This window comes from Pseudoclavibacter sp. AY1H1 (assembly GCF_002931055.1).
GTDB lineage: Bacteria > Actinomycetota > Actinomycetes > Actinomycetales > Microbacteriaceae > Pseudoclavibacter.
Genome location: NZ_PSXX01000023.1, coordinates 1 through 1,661, shown reverse-complemented (window position 1 = coordinate 1,661; position 1,661 = coordinate 1). Strand labels below are relative to the sequence as shown.

Below are 1,661 nucleotides of genomic sequence, written 5' to 3'. Positions count from 1 at the left end.
TAGGTGAGGTAGTCGGTGATCCTCTGCTGCCAAGAAAAGCATCGACGCGAGGTTTTAGTCGCCCGTACCCCAAACCGACACAGGTGATCAGGTAGAGAATACCAAGGAGATCGAGAGAATCGTGGTTAAGGAACTCGGCAAAATGCCCCCGTAACTTCGGGAGAAGGGGGGCCTGAGGCGTATAGGGATTTACTCCTGAAAGCGCATTGATGGCCGCAGAGACCAGTGGGAAGCGACTGTTTATCAAAAACACAGGTCCGTGCGAAGTCGCAAGACGATGTATACGGACTGACGCCTGCCCGGTGCTGGAAGGTTAAGAGGAAGGGTTAGCTTCGGCGAAGCTCTGAATTTAAGCCCCAGTAAACGGCGGTGGTAACTATAACCATCCTAAGGTAGCGAAATTCCTTGTCGGGTAAGTTCCGACCTGCACGAATGGCGTAACGACTTCCCAGCTGTCTCAACCGCGAACTCGGCGAAATTGCATTACGAGTAAAGATGCTCGTTACGCGCAGCAGGACGAAAAGACCCCGTGACCTTTACTACAGCTTGGTATTGGTGTTCGGTGTGGCTTGTGTAGGATAGGTGGGAGACTGTGAAGCGGGCACGCTAGTGTTCGTGGAGTCGTTGTTGAAATACCACTCTGGTCATTCTGGATATCTAACTTCGAACCGTAATCCGGTTCAGGGACAGTGCCTGGTGGGTAGTTTAACTGGGGCGGTTGCCTCCTAAAGAGTAACGGAGGCGCCCAAAGGTTCCCTCAACCTGGTTGGCAATCAGGTGGCGAGTGTAAGTGCACAAGGGAGCTTGACTGTGAGACTGACAAGTCGAGCAGGGACGAAAGTCGGGACTAGTGATCCGGCAGTGGCTTGTGGAAGCGCTGTCGCTCAACGGATAAAAGGTACCTCGGGGATAACAGGCTGATCTTGCCCAAGAGTCCATATCGACGGCATGGTTTGGCACCTCGATGTCGGCTCGTCGCATCCTGGGGCTGGAGTAGGTCCCAAGGGTTGGGCTGTTCGCCCATTAAAGCGGCACGCGAGCTGGGTTCAGAACGTCGTGAGACAGTTCGGTCTCTATCCGCTGCGCGCGTAGGAAATTTGAGAAGATCTATCTTTAGTACGAGAGGACCGAGATGGACGAACCTCTGGTGTGTCAGTTGTTCCGCCAGGAGCACCGCTGATTGGCTACGTTCGGAACGGATAACCGCTGAAAGCATCTAAGCGGGAAGCCGGCTTCAAGATGAGATTTCCATCCCTTCGGGGGAGAAGCTCCCAGTAGACGACTGGGTTGATAGGCCGGATGTGGAAGCACAGAAATGTGTGGAGCTGACCGGTACTAATAAGCTGATGATTTGATAAAACATGCACATGAATGTTGTTGCTGTTCGCGTCCACTTTGTGGTTCTCGATAGACGATCGAGGATCGACCATGTGTCGCACCTGTTTGGGTGTGGTGTGTGGTTCGGAACATGATTGGTTATCCATAGTGTTTCGGCGGTCATAGCGAGAGGGAAACGCCCGGTTACATTCCGAACCCGGAAGCTAAGACTCTCAGCGCCGATGGTACTGCAGGGGGGACCCTGTGGGAGAGTAGGTCACCGCCGGACTTCTTCATAAGCCGGGGTTGGTTGTTGAGTGAGCAGAGATGCTCCTCGATGACCA

Annotated in this window: 2 rRNA genes (1 of these 2 running past the window's edge); both read left to right on the top strand. The window is 53.6% G+C overall.

The window, feature by feature from the left end:
* A 23S ribosomal RNA gene (locus tag C5E05_RS19675) occupies positions 1 to 1,359 on the top strand; it begins 1,853 nt to the left of the window's first position.
* 130 nt (positions 1,360 to 1,489) lie between these two features.
* Positions 1,490 to 1,606 (top strand): 5S ribosomal RNA (gene rrf, locus C5E05_RS19670).
* Positions 1,607 to 1,661: the final 55 nt, after the last annotated feature.